This is a genomic window from Enterobacter sp. 6722112 (assembly GCF_058661685.1).
Genome location: NZ_JBZWGR010000007.1, coordinates 1,025,713 through 1,043,838 on the forward strand (window position 1 = coordinate 1,025,713; position 18,126 = coordinate 1,043,838).

Below are 18,126 nucleotides of genomic sequence, written 5' to 3' on the forward strand. Positions count from 1 at the left end.
ACGGGATAATAAATGAAAAAGATTGCGCTCTCTTTGGTAGCTCTTGGATTACTCACTTCTTTGCCGGGCCTGGCGGCTACCCCCGCGCCGGTTCCGGCCGCCATTGCCAGCCATGACGGCCCCATTCGCATTGCGGTGATCCGCAACCTGGGCTCGGACGACAACACCACGCAGTTTGTTGCCGGGGCGATTCAGGAAGGGAAAAAGCTCGGCTTTAAGGTCAGCACGTTTTTAAGTAACGGGGACGACGCCAGATTCCAGGATTTCGTGAACCAGGCCATCAGCCAGAAATACGACGGGATTATTCTCTCTCAGGGGCGCGATCCGTACTCCACCGCGCTGGTAAAGAAGGCGGTGGATGCCGGGATTAAAGTTTCGGTGTTTGATACCGCCGTGAACGGCGAGATCCCGGGCGTAACCGTTACCCAGCAGGACGATGCCTCCCTGACCAACCTCTCTTTTGGTCAACTGGCGAAAGATTTCAACGGCAAGGCCAATATCGTCAAGCTGTGGGTCGCGGGCTTCCCGCCGATGGAGCGCCGTCAGGCGGCCTACAAAGAACTGCAAAAACAGTATCCGGAGATTAAAGAGCTGGAGTCCATCGGCGCGGTCTCCTCTGACGTGCAGGGCGACACCGCCAACAAGGTGGGGGCGATCCTCGCGAAATACCCGAAAGGTAAAATCGACGCCATCTGGGGGACCTGGGATGCCTTCAGTCAGGGCGCGTATAAGGCGCTGAAAGAGAACGGCCGCACCGAGATCAAGCTCTACAGCATCGACATCTCCAACCAGGATCTCCAGCTGATGCGCGAGCCGGGTAGCCCGTGGAAGGTGAGCGTGGCGGTAGATCCGAAGCTGATTGGCGCGACCAACGTACGCCTGATCGCCAATAAGATTGCCGGAGAAGCGACGCCTGCCACCTACGATTTCAAGGCGGCGGCTATTCCGCAGGCGCTGCTGACCGCCCAGCCGGGTGCGGTGAACGTGGCGTCTCTGGGGAAAATCATTCCGGGCTGGGGCCAGACGGAAGATTTTATCGCGCCGTGGTTTGCGACGCTTGCCGCTAAAAACAAGTAAACCAAGCCGGGTGGCGGCTGCGCCTTACCCGGCCTACATTTCGCACCCGTAGGCCCGGTAAGCGTAGCGCCACCGGGCGTAAGGAGCATAAGGTGTCTCAATTACCCCCTCCCGAATACAGCCGCAATATGCGGCTGATTGGCCATAGCGACCAGGGCGGTCGTCCGGACGGTGTACAGCTGATGGTGCACCGTGGTTTCGCCTATATCGGTCATATGGTGTCGCAGGGCTTTTCCATTGTTGACGTGCGCGATCCGAAAAAACCAAAAGCCGCAGGTTACGTGCCCGCGCCGCCGGGTACCTGGAACGTACACCTCCAGGCGCACGACGATTTGCTGCTGGTGATCAACGCCCGGGATCTGTTTGCCGATGCGCGTTTTGCCGATGAGAAGGTCTACTACACCCGCCAGGTGGGGGAGACCGTCAGCGACGTGCAGGATAAAGGCTGGAGCGCCGGGCTTCGCGTCTTTGATATCTCCACGCCGGACAGGCCACGCGAAATCGGCTTTCTGTCGCTGAGCGGCATCGGCATTCACCGCATCTGGTACGTCGGTGGCCGCTGGGCCTACGTTTCAGCGCTGATCGACGGCTTTACCGATTACATTTTCCTGACTATCGATCTGGCGGACCCGCGTAAGCCTGAAGTCGCGGGGCGCTGGTGGCTGCCCGGGATGAACCAGGCCGAAGGTGAGAAGCCGGACTGGCCGGAAGGAAAACGTTACGCCCTGCACCATGCGATTATTGCCGGCGACACCGCCTACGGCAGCTGGCGCGACGGCGGCCTGACGCTGCTGGACGTGAAGGACCGCGCGCAGCCGAAGCTGATTAGCCATCGCAACTGGAGCCCGCCGTTTGGCGGCGGAACGCACACCGCGCTGCCGCTGCCGGACCGCGACCTGCTGGTGGTGCTGGACGAAGCGGTGCTCGACAATCAGGAAGACGGCGAAAAGCTGATCTGGCTGTTTGATATCCGCGAGCCGTCGAACCCGGTCAGCATCTCGACCTTCCCGCAGCCGGATGAAACCGACTACGTGGCGAAAGGGGCGCATTTCGGCCCGCACAACCTGCACGAAAACCGGCCGGGGAGCTTCGTCAGCTCAACGCTAATTTTTGCGACGTATCAGAACGCGGGCGTGCGGGCGTACGATATTTCGAACCCGTATCGACCGGTGGAAACGGGGGCGCTGGTGCCCGCCGCGCCGGAGAAGATGATGGATACGCGGCCCAACCGCCCGCAGGTGATCCAGTCGTGCGACGTGTTTGTGGATGCGCAGGGGATTATTTACAGCACGGACTATAACGGCGGGATGTCGGTGATTGAGTATCTGGGGTGAGTTTTTGCCGGGTGGCAGCTTCGCCTTACCCGGCCTACATTTTGCACCCGTAGGCCCGGTAAGCGCAGTGCCACCGGGCAAACGTTCTCAACTGTACTGCCGCACTCGCGCCACCAGCTCTTCCGCGCTGTCGATGCGGTCGGCAATGACAATCAGCGCTTTACCGAGGGATATTGCATGGCGGAGGCATTCGTGGCGCATGGCTTCATCCTGGATGGTATCGATATCCGCCACGTGTGAAAGCCCGACGCTGCGGCGAATCAGCTCGGTGCCGCAGAACCCGATGGCGTCATGCCAGACCTTTTTCAGGAACGCGGAGGCATAGCCCGGCGCGCTGAGTGCCGCGTCGCGGGCTTTCTCGTTTGCCAGCGCCTGGAAGCGCTCCGCGAAGGTGTTCCACAGTTCCTGAATATCGGTCAGGCGCTGCTCGCGCGCGGCGGCGGCATCGCGAATGCCGAGGTGCCCAGGCAGGCCGCAGAAGTTCAGCAGCAGGTTGCCGATGGCGGTGCCAACGTCAAAGCCAATCGGCCCAAAATAGCCGAACTCAGCGTCGATGGCCTTCAGGCTGCCGTCGGCCACAAAAATCGAACCGCTGTGAATGTCTCCGTGCAGCAGGGCTTCGGCGTGCGAGAAAAAGCGGTGCTTGAGGGAGGCCACGGCGATTTTAAGCTGGGCGTCGTCGCGCAGGGCGGCAACGTCGTTTTCCAGCTCGGCCGGGTAGCTGTTGCGCGCGTGGATCTGGTACGGATCGTTAAAGAACAGATCTTCGGTGATCTCGCACATCTCCGGGTTGATGAATTTCGCTACCTGCGCTTTTTTATCGTGCGGATGCAGATAAAAATCGCTGGTGTGAAACAGGGTGTGAGCCAGATATTCCCCCAGCTGACGCGCCGCCTGGGGGTAGTAAATGTTGTTAATCAGCTCGCCGCGCCAGATGCGATGGCTGGAGAGATCTTCCATCACCATCACCGCCAGTTCCGGGTCAAAGTGGTGGATTTTCACCGTGTGCTGCGGGCTGTGCTGGTAATGCTCGACCAGGGTTTGCGCTTCAAGACGGGCACGATCCAGCGTCAGCGGCCAGGATTCGCCGACGCAGCGTACATAGGGCAGCGCCTGCTTAACGACGATGCGGCTCACGCCCGCGCGGTCGAAAATTTTAAAGACCAGGTTGAGGTTGCCGTCGCCGATTTCCTGCGCCTCTACCAGCGATGAAGGATCGTCAAGTCCGCCAAACTGCCTGGCATACTCCACGGCGTCCTGAGCGGTAAAGGTACGGTATTGCGACATGGACTGCTCCTCAGTTTTGCTAATTAAGACATGTAGACGTCTATACATCTGGATTTCATCCTGACACAATGTGCTACAACAACGCAACAGGGAATTAACGACATGCAGACATTACAGACGACCAGCCTGCGGGTGGCGGATAATCAGCTCTTTATTCTCGACCAGCAGGCGCTTCCACAGGAGAAACGCTGGCTGGATGCCTCGACGGTCGAGGCGCTGGTCGGGCACATCCACGCCCTGCGGGTGCGCGGCGCGCCGCTGATTGGACTCTCTGCAAGCCTGCTGCTGGCGCTGTTAGCGGAAAGCGGCAAAAGCCGCGACGAGCTGGCGGTGGCGCTGGAAACCCTGCGCGCCTCCCGCCCGACGGCGGTGAACCTGATGAATAACCTCGATCGCATGAAGATTGCGCTGTGGCAGGAAGATTATATTCCGGCGCTGGTGGCTGAAGCGCTGCGGCTGATTGACGAAGACAAACGGCTCTGTGACGCTATTGCCAGTGCGGGCAGCGCGCTGGTGAAGCCCGGCAGCCGTCTGCTGACCCACTGCAACACCGGCGGGCTGGCGACGGCGGGCGTCGGTACCGCGCTGGGGGTGATTGCTCGCGCGCATCAGGAAGGCAAGGTAAGCAACGTCTGGGTGGATGAAACCCGTCCGCTATTGCAGGGCGGCAGGCTGACCGCGTGGGAACTCGGCGAGCTGGGCGTACCGTATCAGCTGATTACCGACTCCATGGCCGCCAGCCTGATGGCAAAAGGGCAGGTGGACGCCGTGTGGGTGGGTGCAGACCGCATTGCCGCCAACGGCGACGTGGCGAACAAAATCGGCACCTATTCCCTGGCGGTGCTGGCGAAGTTTCACGGCATTCCGTTCTACGTCGCTGCCCCGCAAACGACCCTCGACCCGGACTGCCCGAACGGTGACGCAATCCCGATTGAGCAGCGCGCGGCCAGTGAAGTGACGGGCGTGGCGGGGAGCTTTGGCGCGGTGCAGTGGGCGCCGCAAGAGGCGCAGGTCTATAACCCGGCGTTTGACGTCACCCCCGCCTCGCTGATTAGCGGCTGGGTGCTGGATACAGGCGTGGTCACACCGGACGAGGTAGCGAAAGGGAAATTTGCCTGAGTCCGGCTATCCTTTAAGGGCGTTCCCTGAGAGGACAACATCGTGACGCTCGATCCTGACACAGACTTAAAACTGGAGCGCGTGGTGGATGCACCGCGCGACCTGCTGTGGCTCTGCTGGACCACGCCGGACCACATCAAAAACTTCTTCATCCCTGCACCGCATAAGGTGATCGACTGCGACCTCGATCTGCGCGTGGGTGGGCGGTTCAATACCATATTTGAGGTGGATGGGCAGCGGATGGATAACCGGGGCGTGTTTCTTGAAATCGACCCGGGGAACAAGCTGGTCTTTACCGACGGTTATACCGAGGGCTGGAAGCCTGCCGAAAAGCCGTTTATGACGGCGATCCTGCTGCTGGAGGACGTTGGGGAGGGCAAAACCCGCTACACGGCGATTGCGCGTCATCCGACGAAGGAAATCCGTGAGCAGCATGAGCAAATGGGCTTCCACGAGGGGTGGGGCGTGGTGCTGGATCAGCTGGTGGGGTATGTGAAGTCTCTTCAACCCCCTCTCCCTTGAGGGAGAGGGTTGGGGTGAGGGGGAGAAGGCGTTGATCATGTTGAAGACAGATTTCTCTTTTTTGTATTCCTCATCTGACGAAATACTGGCGCTCCCTTTTCATCAAAATATCTTTCCGGCCATATCACATCAGGCGGAATGTCTAGCGCCTGAGCGATAAGCAATTCACCTTTAGGCCATGGTCGGGTAAGCGCATTTGCCAGTGTGGATGATGAAAGCCCAGCCTTTCGAGACAAGGCTGCGAGGCTTGTTCCATGTTTCTTTAGTGCGGCGATAATATCGGCTGAGTGCCAGTTCTGCTGACGCATTTTGTCCTCCTTAGGTGTGTTTGTTACGCACTCAATTATCCTGTTTTGGGATAAAAACACAACGGGAGGATATTCGATTTCAGGATATTTGTATGGAATCGGAACAATGGCCTCAGTTTACTCGGATGAATACCAGCGTGTTATCAATGCGTTGAAGAAAGCTCGTAAAGAGAAGGGGATTACTCAGGCCCAGCTTGCGGAGGCTTTAGGGAAACCCCAATCGTTTATCGCTAAAGTGGAAAGTGGTGAACGCAGGTTAGACGTGGTGGAGTTTGTGCATCTGGCGAGATTACTTAGCTTAAGTAACGAAGAGGTCCTTACTATTTTACAATCTTTAATATGTTAAAATTATGGGCGCATTATATTTTTAGCGCCCTAACTCAAAAATTACTCAATCTATCTCGTCATCTCTATCATCTTTATTATAAATATCAGATATCGCAATTTTTATATCTAATGCTTTATGCAACATTTTATGTACTTTGATATGACTTGCCCTCTTTATTTCAGCTTTATTTACAGGACCACTATCTCTGAAAGACCATTTATATGGAGTTAAGGGGCTAACTTTGAATCCTATCGCACTAATATTGTATAAGCATAAAAATATCTCGTTAATGACATCAGATTCTCTTACTTCGCTATTGAGCATTTTAGAAGCGATGATTGCGCATGGGTCATTAGTATTTTGAATGGCGAGTTCCGATGCTACAGATTCTATGTTGTTTTTAGGAATAAGTGTTCGGGTGAATTTTTCTGGAACCTCTCTGAGGATTTCTATAGTTTCTTCGAAAGATGGATATATATCTCCCCATTCTTCTTTTAAAGAACGCAATCTTTTTTCTGAATAAACACTTTCAGCTTTATGAATGGAATCCCAGGAGATTCGTTCTCTGTTGAGTGCTATTTTAAAACATTCATTTACGAACTGTAAAACATCCCTTGGCCGATATAGTGTTCTCTCTATAATATACTCGATTGGCAACATTCCCTTACTCCCTCCTTTGGGGGATGGGAAAAGATCATTAATTTCGACGTTTTCTCTTGTATATTGTTTTTTGAAAACCTCTTGGATTCTCTTTGAAACTAACTCATTAAGTTGATTTGCGGTCCATTGAAGATCAAGAATATATGATTCGTACTTCTCCTCTTGAAATCCAGAGCCTCTTGTGATATTGAATACAGATTTAAGAAGGTCATGTCTTAAAGCAGCTATTATCTTGACGTTCTTGATACGTCTGAATACTTTTATCTCTTCAATTAATGCTCTTATGAATTTATATCGAGTGTTGTTTTCGGCCCAGTTTTCATCAAGCTGATCTATAACAATGTAATGTTTCTTTTGAAGATCTGAGAATGAATGTTCTGCAAGCATATCGAGAACTTCATTTAATTTTTGAATTTGGGTAATGACTCTAACTTATTGATAGTGTTTTATGTTCAGATAATGCCCGATGACTTTGTCATGCAGCTCCACCGATTTTGAGAACGACAGTGACTTCCGTCCCAGCCTTGCCAGATGTTGTCTCAGATTCAGGTTATGTCGCTCAATGCGCTGAGTGTAACGCTTGCTGATAACGTGCAGCTTTCCCTTCAGGCGGGATTCATACAGCGGCCAGCCATCCGTCATCCATACCACGACCTCAAAGGCCGACAGCAGGCTCAGAAGACGCTCCAGTGTGGCCAGAGTGCGTTCACCGAATACGTGCGCCACAACCGTCCTCCGTATCCTGTCATACGCGTAAAACAGCCAGCGCTGACGTGATTTAGCACCGACGTAGCCCCACTGTTCGTCCATTTCAGCGCAGACAATCACATCACTGCCCGGCTGTATGCGCGAGGTTACCGACTGCGGCCTGAGTTTTTTAAGTGACGTAAAATCGTGTTGAGGCCAACGCCCATAATGCGGGCGGTTGCCCGGCATCCAACACCATTCATGGCCATATCAATGATTTTCTGGTGCGTACCGGGTTGAGAAGCGGTGTAAGTGAACTGCAGTTGCCATGTTTTACGGCAGTGAGAGCAGAGATAGCGCTGATGTCCGGCAGTGCTTTTGCCGTTACGCACCACCCCGTCAGTAGCTGAACAGGAGGGACAGCTGATAGAAACAGAAGCCACTGGAGCACCTCAAAAACACCATCATACACTAAATCAGTAAGTTGGCAGCATCACCTTGAATTTGCATTCCACTAACAACCTCAGAAGCTCTTTTCTTTATTTCATGCTTATCTTCCTCAGATATTCTCTTGGCTGCCTCAGCATTTAATTCAATGCCATGAAGTGCTGCTCCTATTTTGGCTTTAGTGTCATTCTCAAGTTTTTTTGTTATTTCTCTCAGGTGTGTGTCTGTGTCAATCCAAAATTTATCACCCCATTCTCTAAAATATTCTAATGCGCGTTTCCTGATTTCATCTTTTCTTAAAAAACTAGCTAAGCTGGTGAGGAAATTTCTTGTGTCACTCTCGCTGCTTATATCATGACGTATTTTTAAAAACTCCATTATAAGTATGTGTCGCCAGAGTATTTTATAGAATAAATCTAAATTTATGTCTAGCGCTTCAAAAAAAGAAATAATATCAGAGTGCTCAAGAAAACGGATTGATATATCGTTAGGATCAAGCTTCTTGTATCTATATGCTTTATTCATTACTTTGTGCAATAATGCGCTTTTCCCTGCTCCAGTTCTTCCTACAACAATAGACGATGTATCATTAGTATCTAGTAATTTTGATAGATATCCACTATCTACAAAGCATTCATCAAGTAATTGTGTATCGGATTCGGCATCGAGTTCGCCAATCCTCAAGTTTTGTCGTATTATTATTGGATTTTTTGCCATGTTAATCTCTTTGGGAATAAGTAATAATCATTAACGATAATTTATTTTTATAGAATATTAGTTGTGTTTTTTATTGAATGAAGTAAAGTATTTGTGATTTGCTTCGCAAATTTAAGAATAAGATATAATTTATAAAAGTTCCTTCATCTTGAAGGAACTGTACTTGTTTATTTGGATATTATTTTAGGCGTGGGTATGCATCCGCAATCGCATCCCCGGTAAACTGCGCCACCCAACCCTCCGGGTTATCGAAAATACGAATCGCCGTAAAGTTCGGCTCTGAGCCCATATCAAACCAGTGCGGCGTGCCCGCGGGAACGGAAATCAGGTCGTTTTTCTCGCACAGCACCTGATACACTTCATCGCCGATGTGCAGGCAGAACAATCCCGCCCCTTCCACGAAAAAGCGCACTTCGTCTTCACCGTGAGTGTGTTCGTTCAGAAACTTCGCGCGCAGCGCCTCTTTCTGCGGATTGTCGGCGCGCAGGCTGATCACATCCCAGCTCTGGTAACCTTTCTCTGCCACCAGCTTGTCGATCGCATGCTGATAGGCCGCGATCACGGCTTCAGGCGCGGGATCGTGCCCTAAATCGCGATCCGCCGCCCAGCGTTCAAACCGCACGCCTTTGGCGTTGAGCTGTTGGGCAATCTCGGCGGCGTCGGCGCTGTGCCACTGGTGTTGACTGGCGTCTTTATCGGAATAAATGGTCAATGCGCTCATGAAGGGATTTGCTCCGGATTAATCTCGTCAAACTGGTGGATCTGATGATGATGGCTTGCGCCGTCATCTTCACCGCGAATCAGTTGCAGGGTGCGAAAACCCGCCTGCTCAGCTGCGTCCAGCTCCTGATGAATATCCGACAGAAACAGGATCTGCGACGGGGCAATGCCCGTTTGCGCCGCAATATTTTGATAAGACTGCATCTCGCGCTTGGCGCCAATGTGGGTATCAAAATAGCCGCTGAACAGATGAGTAATATCACCTTCGTCGCTGTAGCCAAATAACAGTTTCTGCGCGGTGACGGAGCCAGAGGAATAAACATAGAGATCAATCCCTTGCGCCTTCCATTTTTCCAGCGCGGGCAGTACGTCAGGATAGAGGTGTCCGGTAAAGTCACCGTTGACGTAACCGTCCTGCCAGATGATGCCTTGCAGGGCTTTGAGCGCCGTCGATTTGCGGTCTTCATCCATAAAGGTAAACAGTACGTTGATGAGATCGCTGACGCTGGCATGCGGAGCGCTGATTTCATCGCGCAGGTTGTCCAGAATCGATTTGACCGGCTCGGCGTACTGCTGCGCGGTCACGAAGGCCGCCAGCCGCTCACGCGCGTAGGGGAACAAAACATCATGGACAAAACGGATATCGCTGGTGGTCCCTTCAATATCCGTCACAATCGCGCGAATCATACTCTCTCCCATTGTCGTAAACGCATTTCGCATTCAAATAAGAATTCTAACCCTTCCAGATGACGGCGGGCTTCGGCCACGTCGCGTCCCCAGCAGGTTAAGCCATGACCGCGCAGAAGAAAACCATAATTAAGCGGGCGTTCCTGCGCGTAATGGGCGATGCGCGAGGCGAGGGCGTCGATGTCCTGGTCGTTATCAAACACCGGGATGGCCACCGTATCCTGGTGCGTGGTCTGCCCGGTAAGGGATTTTTGCATCTCGAAACCGGTGATCTTCAGCTCGGCCTCGTTGACCAGACGCGACAGCACCGTGGCATTGACAGTGTGAACGTGCAGGACGGCGTTAGCCTCGGGAAACAGGCGATAGATGAGGGTATGCAGCCCGGTCTCTGCCGACGGTTTACGGCCAGACGGCGCACGGTTGGTGGCGATTTCAACCTGTAGAAAATCGGCGGTGGTCAGGCTGCCTTTATCTTTTCCGGATTCGCTCAGCCAGCACAGGTGTTCATCCTGACGCACGGACATATTGCCGCCGGTAGCGGGCGCCCAGCCTTTAGCGCCAATCCAGCGGCAGGCCTCGACCAGGTGTGTGAGTTGCAGGTTGTCTGTCATTTCCTTTTACCCTCTCGGTCAGGAATATTTATATCGTTTAGACGTCTAAGCGTCTTGATTGCCAAAGACTAACATCGTGTTATAGTGTCAGCAACATAAGTATTACAGGCAGGCACACTACAATGAGCAATAACCCGTTGATCCCACAGAGTAAACTTCCAAATCTCGGCACGACGATTTTTACCCAGATGAGCGCCCTGGCGCAGCAGCACAACGCCATTAACCTCTCACAAGGTTTCCCGGATTTTGACGGGCCGAAATATTTGCAGGAGCGTCTGGCGTACCACGTGGCGCAGGGAGCCAACCAGTACGCGCCGATGACCGGCGTGCAGGCGTTGCGTGAAGCCATTGCGGATAAAACGGCTGAGCTGTATGGCTATAAACCTGATGCGAACAGCGATATCACGGTAACCGCAGGGGCGACCGAAGCGCTGTATGCGGCGATAACCGCCCTGGTGCGTACGGGCGATGAGGTGATTTGTTTTGACCCGAGCTACGATAGCTACGCCCCGGCGATTGAACTGGCCGGCGGCGTAGTGAAACGCGTGGCGCTCCAGCCGCCGCATTTTCGTCCGGACTGGCAGGCGTTTGCCGCGCTGCTGAGCGATAAAACCCGGCTGGTGATCCTGAATACGCCGCACAACCCATCGGCGACGGTGTGGCAGAAGAGCGATTTTGCCGCCCTGTGGCAGGCCATCGCCGAACGTGAAATCTATGTTCTGAGCGACGAGGTGTATGAGCATATCTGCTTCGCCGAAGAGGGGCATGCCAGCGTGCTGGCGCATCCGCAGCTTCGTGAGCGTGCAATCGCGGTATCGTCATTTGGCAAAACCTACCATATGACCGGCTGGAAGGTCGGGTACTGCGTGGCGCCCGCCGCCATCAGCGCTGAGCTGCGTAAAGTGCATCAGTATCTGACGTTTGCGGTGAACACACCCGCTCAGCTGGCGCTGGCGGATATGCTGCGCAGCGAACCCGGACACTACCGTGAGCTACCGGATTTCTACCGTGCGCGTCGGGATCGGTTTGTGGCTGCGTTGAGCAAAAGCCGTCTGGAGATTTTACCCTGTGAAGGGACCTATTTCTTGCTGGCCGACTACAGCGCGATTTCCGATCTGGACGACGTGAGTTTCTGCCAGTGGCTGACGAAAGAGGTGGGCGTGGCGGCCATTCCGCTGTCGGTGTTCTGCGCCGATCCCTTCCCGCATAAGCTGATCCGACTTTGCTTTGCGAAGCAGGAATCGACGCTGCTGGCAGCGGCAGCGCGGTTAAACGCGCTCTGACTATTTCACCGTCCAGGCTTCAGAAAAACGACGGTCTGCGAAGAGTTCGAGCAGACCGTTGATCTGCTTCAGACGCAGTACTTCATCGCTGTCCATACCCAACTCCTGGCCAATTTTCTGCTCACTCCAGCCCATAAGCACCAGCTCGCGCACGATTTCTGACATGGCGTTGATCTGGTGGCGTCCGCGCGCGCGGTTGTGGCGAATGGTCGCAGCCATGCGGTCGAACTTTTCCTGCCGCGCTTTACGCAGGCAGGTGACAGGAAGGTAACCCTTAAGCTGGCGCTTCAGGGTCGCCCGGTTACTGCCGATATCATGGCGGTGAAAACCATCGACAATTTCGTAGTGCTGTGGCGCATTTTCCGTCACCACGATAGGCTGTGTGAATCCATCCAGCTCCAGTGACTTGCTGAGCAGCCGCTTTTCCGGTGGCGCGACGTTATTTGGGTTGTAATCGTTAGCGCTGATGTTTGTCTTTTTTATCCACAATACGCAATCGACGGGCTGATCGCGAAAAGGGCTGATTTCATGTAATGCCTGACGAAACGCATTAATAGCGGCTATTCGCTCTTCCTCAGAAAGTGCCTGAAGGTACGTTTCCATTTCGGTGATTATTCGTTGTTGCATAAAATCCCCCATTCCTTGCGTTTTGCTTTCACTCTGTCGCTGTAGCGCTGATAGTGTTTGGGCTTATTTGGGCTAAACGAAAGTGCCCGGCACCAATAGTCATTGTTGAGTAAAACCTTACAAATGCGTCGCCAGGAGGGGATATCTTTTGCACCAATGTCACCCTCCTGCGTATCGGGAATATCGTTCATGCCTCGCTTTTGATACCAGTGGAGATAAACCGCGATTTTATTGCGGTAATGTTCCGCCGTATTTTGCGGCATGCTGTCGAGTAGCAGCATGGCGTATTCGCGCCAGCCAAGATGGTCTGGTTTCAGGATCTTCCGGTGGCCATAAAAATGGTTATCGTGCCCGGCATAAATACCGCCGCTGCGCACCCCGCAGGCACGCTCACACATCGCCGCCCAGCGTTCGGGTTCAATGACATGATAGAGCCACAAGCCCTGACGCTGTTCCGGGCCAAACGGTTCGCAGATGCGCATATAACGCGGCGGCACCCCCGCCTTGTACATCAGGTCGTATAACGGGTTATAGCAACATTTCGATTTCGCGAACCACGTCCAGATGTCGGCGGTTTTCCAGTCGTACAAAGGGTAGATATACCAGGTGTGCCCGCCCGGTGCGACGGTCGTCCAGGGTTTATCGTCAGAAAAGCGCTGCTTACGTGCCGACGCGATAGCCAGAAAGCGGTTGTAGGATTCATCGGCGCGGATCCCCACCATGACGGCGGCAGGACGTTTTTGCGCATACCATTCGGCAAACTCTCGCACGAAGACTTCAAACGTCATTCCCTGCTGATAAAAATCGAAATAGTGATAATCGGTAATGGCATCTTCCGGTGGCTGGCGAACCCAGTTTGTCCCGGGTTCCCAGCACTGCCATTCAGGTTGAAACTGTGACAGGGCGTTCTGGGTCGTGAGCGGAAGCGCTACCCACCAGAACTGATGGATAACATCCCGATACTGCGTTCTCATCGTGTCAACATGCTGAATGGTTGAGGAGAATTGCGCTTCCCAGTCCAGAAAGATGACATCTATTTTTCGCTTTAATTGCCGTGCTTGCTGGGCAACGAGATGCAGCATCACGGTAGAATCTTTTCCACCGGAAAAGGAAACGCATACCCTGGAGAAATTGTTTAGCGTCCAGTCTATGCGTTCCGCTGAAGCGTCTAAAACATTTTCCTGTAAAGGGATTTTATAGATCGACATGGTTAATCGCATCCTGCGTGTTAAATGTCTGGAAAAAATTAAGACGATATTATGAAATCATTTTTCATTATTTTCACGGGATCATTTTTTCAGTTTGCGATTTTTATATTCATCATATAAATGATTTTACGCAGATGGAGCGGAAAGACAGAGTTTATGCATTTTCTCAATGAACGTTGAAAAAACGCTGCTGTTCAGCGATGAACGGCTGTAAAGCATATAGACATGTATTTCGGGCAATTCAAATGGGGCGGCGATCCGTTTTATTTTTAACGTCTCTTTATAGGCTTCATAGATTGATACGGGTATAAAGCCTAACAGATCAGATGAACTGACCATGGAGATAAGCGAGCTGATGGAGTCCGTGCGAAAAGCAATATCTCTTTCCGGGAAAAGGTCATTGGCGCGATTCTGGAACTCTTTAACGCCCGGGTGCGCACTCTGGTAAAAGGTGAATTTTTCCCGGTATAACGCTTCAAGACTGACCGTATCGGCGAGTCTTGGATGGTTTTCTCGGCAGATTAACGCTATTGGCACCGTGGCAAAGTGAGAACACACCACAGAGCGATTCTTAATTGGGGCAATAGTAAAGATCAGGTCGGCTTTACGGTAGGCGAGCAGGTCCTCTGCGGATTCCGGAGGGATAAGCATATCTCGTTGTTCTATCTCGTAATTTTCCTCTGACATTAGCAGCTTCATTGGTTCGAGCATATAGCCGGGCGACATCATTTGAGAGCAATAGATAACGAACTTTTTCTTGATGTCCGAGTGATGCATCATGTTGATCGTCTGCTCAATTTGGTTGAGATTCTGTTCAAGATGATGATGCAGGTTGGTGCCCACCGTGGTCGGCGTAATTCCCTTACCTGAGCGGATGAACAGGGGGTCATTGAGCTGGCCACGCAGACGTTGCAGCGACTGGCTCACGGCGGATGGCGTGATATAAAGTGTCTCGGCAGCCTTACTGATACTGAGATGTTGGTAAATGCATTCGAAGATGACTAACAGATTGAGATCGAATTTTTTTAGGTCGTAGAGGTTGGCCATGTTTCGTCCTGAGTGTGCTGTGTTTGCTGTCGTTATCACATCATGGAGTACGACAGAGGGAAGTTACCTTTAACAATCCGTGGGGGTAACTCGCTTAATTTAAAAATTAAGTGATCTTAATATATCACGGCTTTGGATTATTGAAACACAACTTCAAGATTTATTAAGATAATTTTATCTTTAAAGTGTGATTGAATTATTTGAATGACAACTGGCATTTATATATAGCGCGAAATTTATAATGAAATTAAATTTATAACGTTTCTGAGACCTGTTCGATTCTGCCTATCACAACCATAGGCAGGACTATCCCTCTTATGCATTGCTCAATGCGCGCACGGATGCTGTAATCAAACCGCTGTTACGGCCTTGATACAAGGTATGTAGAGCGCAACGCAACGCCAGCTTCGGCTGGCACTGAATGTACCTGCGGGGAATTCAGGTATCAGGGCCGCCCGTTGAGGCGGCCTTTTTACTTTCAGGCTTTCCTGTAAAAGGTTCACCTTGCTGTCTTGTTGCTGTTGTAAGGTTTGGCTGATTGATTTGATAAAGCATACGCATTAGCCCCGATGAACAAAGTTGGTTACCTTACATCTCAACGAAAACACGGAGGAAGTACAGATGTCCTTGATTAACACCAAAATTAAACCTTTCAAAAACCAGGCGTTCAAAAACGGTGAGTTCATCGAAGTAACTGAGAAAGATACCGAAGGCCGCTGGAGCGTGTTCTTCTTCTATCCGGCTGACTTCACCTTCGTTTGCCCGACCGAACTGGGCGACGTGGCAGACCACTACGAAGAACTGCAAAAGCTGGGCGTAGACGTTTACTCTGTTTCTACCGATACCCACTTCACCCACAAAGCGTGGCACAGCAGCTCTGAAACTATCGCGAAAATCAAATACGCGATGATCGGCGACCCGACTGGCGCCCTGACCCGTAACTTCGACAACATGCGTGAAGATGAAGGCCTGGCAGACCGCGCGACCTTCGTTGTTGACCCGCAGGGCATTATCCAGGCTATCGAAGTTACCGCTGAAGGTATCGGCCGTGATGCATCTGACCTGCTGCGCAAAGTGAAAGCGGCTCAGTACGTTGCTTCTCACCCAGGCGAAGTGTGCCCGGCGAAATGGAAAGAAGGCGAAGCGACGCTGGCTCCATCTCTGGACCTGGTCGGCAAGATCTAAGTCTGTAAAGCCTGGCGGCGCTACGCTTGCACAGGCCTACAGTATCGTAGGCCGGGTAAACGAAGTGCCACCCGGCAATCAATGGGCGCTCCCCGCGCCCATTTCATTCCAGCACCATGATGCAAGTTGCATTCAGGCAGCCCGTATAAGGCGGCTTGCATGATGACGTTTTAAGAGAGGGAAGAATAATGCTCGACGCTAACATGAAAACCCAGCTCAAGGCCTACCTTGAGAAACTGACCAAACCTGTTGAGCTGATTGCCACGCTGGACGACAGCGCGAAATCGGCAGAAATCAAAGCGCTGCTGACAGAGATTGCTGAGCTGTCGCCGAAGGTGACCTTCAAAGAAGACAACACGCTGGCAGTCCGTAAGCCTTCTTTCCTGATCGCCAACCCAGGGTCTGACCAGGGGCCGCGTTTCGCGGGCTCTCCGCTGGGGCACGAATTTACGTCCCTGGTGCTGGCGCTGCTGTGGACCGGTGGTCATCCGTCAAAAGAAGCGCAGGCGCTGCTGGAGCAGATCCGCGATATCGACGGTGATTTTGAGTTTGAAACCTATTACTCACTCTCCTGCCATAACTGTCCGGACGTGGTGCAGGCGCTGAACCTGATGTCAGTCCTCAACCCACGCATTAAGCACACGGCGATTGACGGCGGTACGTTCCAGAACGAAATCACCGAGCGCAACGTGATGGGCGTTCCGGCGGTTTACCTGAATGGTCAGGAGTTCGGCCAGGGGCGTATGACCTTGACCGAAATCGTCGCCAAAGTGGATACCGGCGCAGAAAAACGTGCGGCGGAAGAGTTGAACCAACGCGATGCGTACGACGTACTGATTGTTGGCTCCGGCCCGGCGGGCGCAGCGGCGGCGGTGTACTCCGCACGTAAAGGGATCCGTACCGGTCTGATGGGCGAGCGTTTCGGTGGTCAGGTTCTGGATACCGTTGACATTGAAAACTACATTTCCGTGCCGAAAACCGAAGGCCAGAAGCTGGCCGGGGCGTTGAAAGCGCACGTCAGCGACTACGACGTGGATGTCATTGATAGCCAGAGCGCCAGCAAACTGGTTCCGGCCGCGGTCGAGGGTGGTTTGCACCAGATTGAAACGGCGTCCGGCGCGGTGCTGAAGGCGCGCAGCGTGATCATTGCCACCGGCGCGAAATGGCGCAACATGAACGTCCCGGGCGAAGATCAGTATCGCACCAAAGGCGTGACCTATTGCCCGCACTGTGACGGCCCGCTGTTCAAAGGTAAACGCGTAGCGGTGATCGGCGGCGGTAACTCCGGCGTGGAAGCGGCTATCGATCTGGCGGGAATTGTTGAACACGTTACCCTGCTGGAATTCGCCCCGGAGATGAAAGCGGACCAGGTGTTGCAGGATAAGGTGCGTAGCCTGAATAACGTCGATATTGTGCTCAATGCCCAGACGACAGAAGTGAAAGGCGACGGCAGCAAAGTGACCGGTCTGGAATACCGTGACCGCGTGAGTGGCGATATTCACAGCGTGGCGCTGGCAGGGATCTTTGTTCAGATTGGCCTGCTGCCAAACACCACCTGGCTGGAAGGCGCGATTGAGCGCAACCGCATGGGCGAGATCATCATTGATGCGAAATGCGAAACCAGCGTGAAGGGCGTATTTGCGGCGGGCGACTGCACCACCGTGCCGTACAAACAGATCATCATCGCCACTGGCGAAGGTGCGAAAGCGTCGCTGAGCTCGTTTGATTATCTGATCCGCACCAAAACCGCATAATAAAAGAAAGCAAGACGACACCTGCAATGCCAGAGGCCACCAAAAGGTGGCCTCTTTTTTTATCTCACGACCATCACCGGAATGTGGGTGTGGCGGATCACGCTGGAGGCGTTCGACCCCAGCAGGTGAGTGGTGATGGAAGGGTTACGTGAACCAATCACTACCACGTCGGCATTTAATTCCCCCGCCAGCTCATTAACGGCGTCGCGCACGCTACCGAACCGGACGTGGGTTTTGATGCGGGAAGGATCGATGCTGAAGTGCCCGACCATGGTTTGCAGGCGTGTCTCGGCTTCATGCTGTAAATGCTCTTCAAAACGACGCACATCAGCAGCGAAACGATGCAGGCTCAGGCTGGCAGAGCCCGGTAAAACATGCAGAAGATGAATAACTCCGTCCTGCTGCGCGAGAAATTCCGCGTGACGTACAGCCTTATCACTCAGTTCCATTTCGAAAACATCAACCGGCATAATGATTGTTTGATACATAACCGTTTCTCCTTGTTTATAAACGCTGTA

General features: G+C 52.8%; 20 protein-coding genes. 8 read left to right on the plus strand and 12 right to left on the minus strand.

What is annotated here, in order from left to right:
• Positions 1 to 12 precede the first annotated feature (12 nt).
• Together AC4OVU_RS06385 and AC4OVU_RS06390 are read left to right on the plus strand one after the other, a co-directional pair.
• Positions 13 to 1,077, plus strand: coding sequence for a sugar ABC transporter substrate-binding protein (locus AC4OVU_RS06385; RefSeq protein WP_015571167.1), 1,065 nt, complete (start codon positions 13 to 15; stop codon positions 1,075 to 1,077).
• 92 nt (positions 1,078 to 1,169) lie between these two features.
• Entirely contained in the window at positions 1,170 to 2,411 is a 1,242-nt protein-coding gene (locus tag AC4OVU_RS06390) for an LVIVD repeat-containing protein (RefSeq protein ID WP_023303275.1), read from the plus strand.
• Between the two features lie 87 nt (positions 2,412 to 2,498).
• On the opposite strand, the gene mtnK is transcribed toward AC4OVU_RS06390, so the two are convergent.
• A complete protein-coding gene (mtnK, locus tag AC4OVU_RS06395) occupies positions 2,499 to 3,698 on the minus strand; it encodes an S-methyl-5-thioribose kinase (RefSeq protein WP_017694331.1) in 1,200 nt (399 codons plus the stop codon).
• A 102-nt stretch (positions 3,699 to 3,800) separates the two neighbouring features.
• Here mtnK and mtnA point away from each other — a divergent pair, with 102 nt between their 5' ends.
• Together mtnA and AC4OVU_RS06405 are read left to right on the plus strand one after the other, a co-directional pair.
• Positions 3,801 to 4,817, plus strand: a complete 1,017-nt coding sequence (gene mtnA, locus AC4OVU_RS06400) for an S-methyl-5-thioribose-1-phosphate isomerase (protein WP_017382501.1) — start codon at positions 3,801 to 3,803, stop codon at positions 4,815 to 4,817.
• Between the two features lie 42 nt (positions 4,818 to 4,859).
• Positions 4,860 to 5,339 carry an SRPBCC family protein gene (locus AC4OVU_RS06405; protein WP_017382500.1) on the plus strand — a complete coding sequence of 160 codons (480 nt, stop codon included), beginning with the start codon at positions 4,860 to 4,862 and terminating at the stop codon, positions 5,337 to 5,339.
• 35 nt (positions 5,340 to 5,374) lie between these two features.
• Here the strand turns inward: AC4OVU_RS06405 and AC4OVU_RS06410 are convergent, their stop codons facing one another.
• Positions 5,375 to 5,647 carry a helix-turn-helix domain-containing protein gene (locus tag AC4OVU_RS06410; protein ID WP_017382499.1) on the minus strand — a complete coding sequence of 91 codons (273 nt, stop codon included), beginning with the start codon at positions 5,645 to 5,647 and terminating at the stop codon, positions 5,375 to 5,377.
• Positions 5,648 to 5,753: 106 nt separating this feature from the next.
• Here AC4OVU_RS06410 and AC4OVU_RS06415 point away from each other — a divergent pair, with 106 nt between their 5' ends.
• Positions 5,754 to 5,993, plus strand: coding sequence for a helix-turn-helix domain-containing protein (locus tag AC4OVU_RS06415; RefSeq protein WP_017382498.1), 240 nt, complete (start codon positions 5,754 to 5,756; stop codon positions 5,991 to 5,993).
• Positions 5,994 to 6,038: 45 nt separating this feature from the next.
• Here AC4OVU_RS06415 and AC4OVU_RS06420 read toward each other — a convergent pair whose 3' ends face one another.
• From AC4OVU_RS06420 to AC4OVU_RS06445, 6 genes are all read right to left on the minus strand, one after another.
• On the minus strand, positions 6,039 to 7,058 hold the full coding sequence (locus tag AC4OVU_RS06420) for a P-loop ATPase, Sll1717 family (RefSeq protein WP_491928797.1): 1,020 nt from the start codon (positions 7,056 to 7,058) through the stop codon (positions 6,039 to 6,041).
• A 9-nt stretch (positions 7,059 to 7,067) separates the two neighbouring features.
• Positions 7,068 to 7,765, minus strand: a protein-coding gene (locus tag AC4OVU_RS06425) for an IS1 family transposase (protein ID WP_223429336.1) whose coding sequence is annotated in 2 segments (ribosomal slippage) — positions 7,068 to 7,516 and positions 7,516 to 7,765 — 699 coding nt in all. Because the reading frame shifts where the segments join, the coding sequence is not laid out codon by codon here.
• 28 nt (positions 7,766 to 7,793) lie between these two features.
• Entirely contained in the window at positions 7,794 to 8,486 is a 693-nt protein-coding gene (locus AC4OVU_RS06430) for a hypothetical protein (protein WP_491928645.1), read from the minus strand.
• A gap of 178 nt (positions 8,487 to 8,664) precedes the next feature.
• Positions 8,665 to 9,207 (minus strand): 1,2-dihydroxy-3-keto-5-methylthiopentene dioxygenase, encoded by a 543-nt coding sequence (locus AC4OVU_RS06435; protein WP_017382496.1) that lies wholly within the window; start codon positions 9,205 to 9,207, stop codon positions 8,665 to 8,667.
• Complete coding sequence (gene mtnC, locus AC4OVU_RS06440; protein WP_017382495.1) at positions 9,204 to 9,893, minus strand: acireductone synthase; 690 nt, start codon at positions 9,891 to 9,893, stop codon at positions 9,204 to 9,206. Before mtnC ends, AC4OVU_RS06435 begins: the two co-directional genes overlap by 4 nt.
• The gene (locus tag AC4OVU_RS06445; protein ID WP_017382494.1) at positions 9,890 to 10,504 is read right to left on the minus strand and encodes a methylthioribulose 1-phosphate dehydratase; all 615 of its coding nucleotides are present in this window, start codon (positions 10,502 to 10,504) and stop codon (positions 9,890 to 9,892) included. The genes mtnC and AC4OVU_RS06445 overlap by 4 nt, the downstream gene beginning before the upstream one ends.
• A 122-nt stretch (positions 10,505 to 10,626) precedes the next feature.
• Between AC4OVU_RS06445 and AC4OVU_RS06450 the strand changes: the two genes are divergently transcribed.
• The gene (locus AC4OVU_RS06450; RefSeq protein WP_032620087.1) at positions 10,627 to 11,787 is read left to right on the plus strand and encodes a pyridoxal phosphate-dependent aminotransferase; all 1,161 of its coding nucleotides are present in this window, start codon (positions 10,627 to 10,629) and stop codon (positions 11,785 to 11,787) included.
• On the opposite strand, the gene AC4OVU_RS06455 is transcribed toward AC4OVU_RS06450, so the two are convergent.
• From AC4OVU_RS06455 to citR, 3 genes are all read right to left on the minus strand, one after another.
• Entirely contained in the window at positions 11,788 to 12,414 is a 627-nt protein-coding gene (locus AC4OVU_RS06455; protein ID WP_023303279.1) for an IbrB-like domain-containing protein, read from the minus strand.
• Positions 12,399 to 13,622, minus strand: a complete 1,224-nt coding sequence (locus AC4OVU_RS06460; RefSeq protein WP_032103104.1) for a phosphoadenosine phosphosulfate reductase — start codon at positions 13,620 to 13,622, stop codon at positions 12,399 to 12,401. The genes AC4OVU_RS06455 and AC4OVU_RS06460 overlap by 16 nt, the downstream gene beginning before the upstream one ends.
• A 126-nt stretch (positions 13,623 to 13,748) precedes the next feature.
• Positions 13,749 to 14,669 carry a DNA-binding transcriptional repressor CitR gene (gene citR / locus AC4OVU_RS06465; RefSeq protein ID WP_491928646.1) on the minus strand — a complete coding sequence of 307 codons (921 nt, stop codon included), beginning with the start codon at positions 14,667 to 14,669 and terminating at the stop codon, positions 13,749 to 13,751.
• Between the two features lie 621 nt (positions 14,670 to 15,290).
• Here citR and ahpC point away from each other — a divergent pair.
• Both ahpC and ahpF read left to right on the plus strand, forming a co-directional pair.
• Positions 15,291 to 15,854 (plus strand): alkyl hydroperoxide reductase subunit C, encoded by a 564-nt coding sequence (gene ahpC, locus AC4OVU_RS06470; RefSeq protein ID WP_014882974.1) that lies wholly within the window; start codon positions 15,291 to 15,293, stop codon positions 15,852 to 15,854.
• Between the two features lie 188 nt (positions 15,855 to 16,042).
• Positions 16,043 to 17,608 carry an alkyl hydroperoxide reductase subunit F gene (gene ahpF / locus AC4OVU_RS06475; protein WP_017382489.1) on the plus strand — a complete coding sequence of 522 codons (1,566 nt, stop codon included), beginning with the start codon at positions 16,043 to 16,045 and terminating at the stop codon, positions 17,606 to 17,608.
• A gap of 59 nt (positions 17,609 to 17,667) precedes the next feature.
• Here ahpF and uspG read toward each other — a convergent pair whose 3' ends face one another.
• Entirely contained in the window at positions 17,668 to 18,096 is a 429-nt protein-coding gene (gene uspG, locus AC4OVU_RS06480; RefSeq protein WP_006809652.1) for a universal stress protein UspG, read from the minus strand.
• Between the last annotated feature and the right edge of the window lie 30 nt (positions 18,097 to 18,126).